Source organism: Enterococcus sp. (genome assembly GCF_022711995.1).
GTDB lineage: Bacteria > Bacillota > Bacilli > Lactobacillales > Enterococcaceae > Enterococcus_D.
This window is the reverse complement of the sequence record NZ_JALAHI010000112.1, coordinates 1-6,288: the sequence shown is the minus strand read 5'-3', so window position 1 is coordinate 6,288 and position 6,288 is coordinate 1. Positions and strand designations below refer to the sequence as shown.

Here is a 6,288-nt window from a genome sequence, read left to right as displayed (position 1 = left end):
GTTTTCTCCGTGTATTCCCAATTCGTTAAGAAGGTGCCTAGTGTTTCTGTAGCGACAGATGCATGTTTTTCGGCTTCCTTGTTTGAAAAAGATTCCAGTGTTTTTGCTGAACTAACAATTTGACTGTAGATAAGACCTATCAGGGTTCTAATTCGTTGACATAATGATAATCAAGGTAGGGGTTGATCGTATGAAATATAAAAAATTAACGATAGTCGCGCTACTGAGTTCACAACTGCTAGCCTTGTCGGTGGATGCGACGACCGCTGAAGCAGAAATGCAAGGATATGAACAAACGAGTGCGACTATCCAACCTGAAGAAACAGTATCAGAAGACAATCAAATTGTTAGTTCAGCAAAAACACTGGAATCTTTTTCAAACAAGGAAGCCGAAAAACATGCATCTGTCGCTACAGAAACACTAGGCACCTTCTTAACGAATTGGGAATACACGGAGAAAACTGACAAACTAATCCTAACAAAATATATCGGGGCAGAAAAAGAAATCGTCGTGCCAGCAAGAATCAATGGGAAACAAGTTGCTTTAAAAGCCATTGATGAAGAGGTTATTCCAAGAGACATTAAGAAGTTTGCGATTGACGCACAGAAGGATCAAAACGTACAGCTGGAGAGCAAGACTTTGGCACAGGGATTTCGCGGTTGTAGGGATCTGACAGAGGTGGACTTCCGCGGACTCGATACTTCCGAGGTCGTTTCTATGGCGCAGCTGTTTGAGAATTGCTCGAACTTAAAAAGTGTGGATCTTTCTGATTGTCAGACTGAAAAAGTGACAACAATGGAGGCAATGTTCAAAAATTGTTCTGACTTAGCAGAAGTTCAATTAGTCAATCTCAATGTTTCTGCTGTAGAAACGATGAGCCAATTATTTTATGGCTGTGAAAAATTAACCTTCATTGATCTTTCTGATTTTTCTTTGAATGAGCATGTTTTGACTAGCCAAATGTTTACAACGAAGCAACCAGCTGAATTGTTGGTTCTTGCAAAGGATAGTCAATTGTTGGCGCTGGATCCGATTGCTGAAAATCGGCTGCCATTGTCAGGACCAGAACTTCAAACGAAAAGTGGCGATTTTACGAACCACCAATCAATCAAAAAATATTTTGAAAAATGTATCTATCTTCCAGAAAAACTTTCAATGGAAGAATTCGAAACTTTCAAAGCAGAAAATGAACCAAAACGAACTGATTTTGCCACACACTTTGTGGGTTGGGAACCTACAAAAGAACTACCCGCTAACGTAGAGAATGTTTTGGATGTATTGGCTATCAACTATGAGGCAAAATGGCAAGACCCTAACTGGGACTTTGAAGAAACGGAAAGTGAAATTATCCTGAAAAAATATAAAGGGACGGCGACAGAAGTAGTGGTCCCTGGGGAAATTAACGGCAAACAAGTTGTCTTAGCTGATATCAACACAACCGTTATTCCAAAAACAATTACGTCATTCAAAGCAGAAGAAAAAAACAACAAAAAAGTAAAACTTCAAAACTCGGATTTAATCAAAGCTTTCCATAATAATAAAGTGCTAACCGAAGTTGATCTGAGCGGATTAGATACAAGCAATATCACCAGTTTTCAATCATTATGCAAGGATTGCAGCAATCTGAAAACTGTCAAAATGAATGGTTTAGATGTATCAAAAGTGACGAGTTTTCAAAGTATGTTTTATGAATGTAAGAAGCTGACGGAAGCGGATCTCTCAAATCTTAACTCTACTAGCGTAAGCGATATGTCGAATCTCTTTTACAATTGTTATGATCTGGAAAAAATCGATCTATCTAATATGGAGACCACTGCTGTAACAACAATGAGCAAAATGTTTTTTAATTGTTTTATTAACAAAAATATCTCTGAATTGGATCTTAGCAGTTTCCAGACACCAAAGCTTAGCAATACCAATCGTATGTTCAATGGGGCAAAACTACCAAAGGTTCTGCGCTTAGACAATATGGATTTAAAAACGGATGCCGATACTGGAGCAATGTTTTATGGAAGGCAACAGGAGGTCGTTGTTGTCACCGAATCACCAATGTTACTTACTTATAATTTTCAAACAGACCTTAAATCTCCTTTGAGTAGTCTCATTTTTGATGCAAATGGTGGGAGCATTGGAGATCAAAGGGAAGTCCAGTATTTTAAGTCATGTGCGGTTAAGCCAGAGCAATTAACACTGAAGGCTTTCAATCAATTCAAAGATGGATTGGTGCCTGAACGAGCTGAGGCAGAATTTCGCGGATGGCAGTCAAATGAACCAGAAGAAAGTGACTCTGTTTTGGATTTATTAGACTGCACTTATACAGCAGAATGGAAAACCATGAGCTGTAATACATCTAAGGATAACCGGAAAGTCACCACAAGTGGTCCAATTGGTTTTACCTATTTACCAGAGAAATTTAAGCTGCCGAGTGTGGGATTATTTGATTTTGGTGAACAAGTCATTCCTTTTACTAAAGAACAATCGCTGAATATTGGCATCCGCGATATTAGTCGATCAAACAGACATTGGCAACTATCTGGGAGATTGAACTGGAATGGTCAAGCTATTCCAGGGGCAATGGTTCAACTAGATACAGATGCGAATAATTTAAAGAAAAACAAAAATGACAATATTAAGGATTTCGAGCCAACAAGTGATTTGGTCGATGCAGAGGAGGAAGTAGTGTTTGCGGATCAATCAAACGCTACGATCCGATTGGTTGCGAATGAAATAACACCAATTTTTGAAGCCAACCAAGACAAAGTACATGATGATATTTATGACTATAACCTAGGTGAAGCATCCTTGGTGATTCCAAGTGCTGAATATGCGAGAGATGGTTCCGTAGACGCCAATGTAGAATGGCGACTAATGGATGTTCCTCAATAGTTCGCCGGGAAAAATGATTCGACCAAATGCCGGATGCTTGGAAGCCAATAACCTGATTAAAATTGCAAAAAAACTTCGAGGAGTTAGGGGGAAATGAGATGGATATAGTGACACTTGCACGCATCCAGTTTGCAATGACAACGATTTTCCATTTTTTCTTTGTACCGTTTTCGATTGGTGTCGGTCTTGTTGTTGCTATCATGGAAACACTTTATGTAATCAAAAAAGATGAAAAGTATCGTCGGATGACGAAATTCTGGGGGAATATTTTTCTCTTAAGTTTTGCGGTCGGTGTGGTGACCGGGGTCATTCAAGAGTTTCAATTTGGCATGAACTGGTCAGACTATTCTCGGTTTGTTGGTGATGTCTTTGGGGCTCCCTTAGCTGTGGAAGCCTTGCTAGCATTCTTTATGGAATCGACCTTCTTAGGACTATGGATCTTCACTTGGGATCGTGTCAGTCCTAAGCTTCATGCGGCGTTTTTCTGGTTAGTGACCATTGGCTCCATGCTGTCGGCCTTCTGGATTTTGACGGCCAATAGTTTCATGCAGCATCCAGTAGGTTACACATTGAAGAATGGTCGGGCAGAGATGACGGACTTTGGGGCTTTACTAGCAAATCCGCAAGTTTGGTTTGAATTTCTTCATGTGATTGCTGCGGCAATTACGATGGGGGGGATCGTGGTAGCTGGATTGTCTGCCTTTCGTTTATTAAAGAAAGGAGTCGAAAGAGGCTTCTTCAAGAAATCATTGCGTATCGGACTAGTCATTGCTCTTTGTGGTTCATTAGGAGTTTTAGCTGCCGGAGATGCACAAATGAAGTATTTGGTTGAGGAACAACCGATGAAATTTGCTGCAATGGAAGGTGCTTATGAAGACACCGGTAGCCCCGCAGCTTGGACAGTAGTTTCTTGGGCCGATGAAGAGGAGCGCCGAGAAGTTTTCGGGATCAAGATTCCTTACATGCTAAGTATTCTAGCCTTCAATAAACCTTCTGGGGCGATTGATGGCATGAATACCGTCAATCAGGAGCTGATTGAGACCTATGGGGATCGCAATTACTATCCACCGGTGAACACCTTATTTTGGAGTTTCCGTATTATGGCCGGTTTTGGAACATTGATGCTACTGGTTTCAAGCCTTGGATTATACTTTAGCCGTAAGAAAAAACCATGGCTCTTTGAAAAACGATGGTTGCTAAGAATAGTGGCATTCACGTTATTCACTCCATTTATCGCCAATACAGCTGGTTGGTTGATTACCGAATTAGGGCGTTATCCATGGACAGTTTACGGATTATTTACGATTGAAGAGAGTGTGTCACCAAATGTTTCAGCAACTTCTCTTTTGATTTCAAACACAGTATACTTCCTATTATTCTCAGGACTAGGAGGAACGATGGTCTATCTGGTGAAACGTCAGATGAATCGTGGACCGGAAAAGGCCATTTTGGAGGGGGACAGTCAAGGTGAAAGGGATCCATTTGATAAGGAGGCGATTGAAGGATGACGAATCTGCAATTACTTTGGTTTATTTTGATCGGAATTTTGTTTGCAGGCTTTTTCTTTCTAGAAGGATTTGACTTTGGCGTCGGGATGTCCGTCCAGACATTGGCACACAATGAAAAAGAAAAGAACCAGATTATCCGAACAATCGGTCCTTTTTGGGATGGAAATGAGGTTTGGTTATTGACTGCTGGTGGCGCGATGTTTGCCTCATTTCCTTATTGGTACGCCTCTTTGTTTAGTGGATTCTATCTGATCCTCTTACTGATTTTGGTTGGTTTGATCATTCGCGGCGTTTCATTTGAGTTCCGGGAACATTTTCCGGAAGAACGGAAAGGGATTTGGAATTGGACGCTAACCATTGGCAGTGGCATGGTCCCATTTTTCTTTGGCTTGATGTTTGTCGACTTAATCAAAGGGATGCCTCTTGGGGAAGAAGGCAATATGACCGCTACCTTTACCGACTTTGTAAATCCCTTTTCTGTAGTAGGCGGTGTTGCATTGACCTTGTTGTGTTACTTACATGGGTTGAACTACATTGCCTTGAAAACGGAAGGCCCTATTCGAGCTCGAGCTCGGAATTACGCGAGCTTCTTTTACTGGATTTTGTATGTAGGATTGGCAGTGTTTGCTGGAATGCTGTACTTCCAAACAGATTTCTTTGCGCTTCATTTTGGCACAACGCTGGGGCTATTACTTGTAATCATTTTGTTCACAGTGATCGCAACCATCGGTGTCTTCAAAGAGAAAGAACGAATGGCATTTTTTGCTAGCGGTTTGACATTGATTGCTTTAGTGGCATTGCTCTTCACTGGTTTGTTCCCAAGAGTGATGATCAGCTCGATCGATTCAAGCTATGATTTGTTGATCGCCAATGCTTCTTCCAGTCCTTATACGTTGAAGATCATGAGCTATCTGTCACTGACGATTTTGCCTTTTGTTTTAGCTTATACCGTTTGGAGCTATTACATCTTTCGTAAACGAGTGCGGTCGTTATCCTGATCTACAAAGAGAAAAGCAGAAGCGTACCTATGAAAAAGCTGTTGATCGACTTGCGGGATTTTTCCCGCAAGACATCACAGTCAGAAAAGAGGAACCCTTCGTGTCTCTATCGATTATTTTTTCTTCTGGTATTAAAAAGGAGCATACGCAATCAATTAGCGGAAAATAGGTTCAATCGCCTCGCAGAATACCTATTGGCAAAGGATTTCTTTTGCTAGCGAAATGCGGCTTGCAGCCAATTTTCTCAATTAACGTTTGTCAGGGCAAATTTTCTTTATCCTATGAGCCAAATCCTTTGTATTAGTATGTCAACTAGTAGTTAACAATCATTTTCTGTGATATTTCTACGAAGCAACCCATATTCCTTATCGTTTTACACTTTCAGATAAGAAGAGTGCCCTGGCAAATCTTAGTTGAGAAACGGTTGTTCATGAAAGCCGATCAGAAATATTAGCCATCAAGGGAATATTTCTGATCGGTCTTTTTTGCGATTCTCGAAGGAGACCGGCAAAATAATCTGTGTTGGCAAGAAGAGAATCCGCAAGAAATGAGGAAAGTTGAATTAGTGGTAAGGGAGTGGCAGTCGTTTTTTCCGGAGCATTTCAAAGACGTGCATTCCCTTGATCATTTAGCAGTGTTCTTGCGACGTGGTCTAGGGGGGTGACTATATTCATACCTTTTAATCTAGGTACAAAAATGTTAATTGTTGAATGGAAAAAGCGCCTATTATTCCTTAGATGGAAATGCCTATTTTATCTGTCTCCAACAAAAGGTCTGAAGGCTTATTCTTTTTTTATTCATGAATTTGGTCCTATTTATACAAAATAAAAAAAATAATCGATAGAGACACGAAGGGTTCCTCTTTTCTGACTGTGATGTCTTGCGGGAAAAATCC

The 6,288-nt window shown here is 40.6% G+C and carries 3 protein-coding genes; all 3 read left to right on the top strand.

The genetic code is table 11. The features are described from left to right. Positions 1-190 precede the first annotated feature (190 nt). Positions 191-2,887, top strand: a complete 2,697-nt coding sequence (locus tag Q0A12_RS11285; protein ID WP_291292746.1) for a BspA family leucine-rich repeat surface protein — start codon at positions 191-193, stop codon at positions 2,885-2,887. Positions 2,888-2,985: 98 nt separating this feature from the next. Beyond that, a complete protein-coding gene (locus tag Q0A12_RS11280; protein WP_291292745.1) occupies positions 2,986-4,395 on the top strand; it encodes a cytochrome ubiquinol oxidase subunit I in 1,410 nt (469 codons plus the stop codon). After that, complete coding sequence (gene cydB, locus Q0A12_RS11275; protein WP_291292744.1) at positions 4,392-5,393, top strand: cytochrome d ubiquinol oxidase subunit II; 1,002 nt, start codon at positions 4,392-4,394, stop codon at positions 5,391-5,393. The genes Q0A12_RS11280 and cydB overlap by 4 nt, the downstream gene beginning before the upstream one ends. The last annotated feature ends 895 nt before the right edge of the window (positions 5,394-6,288 follow it).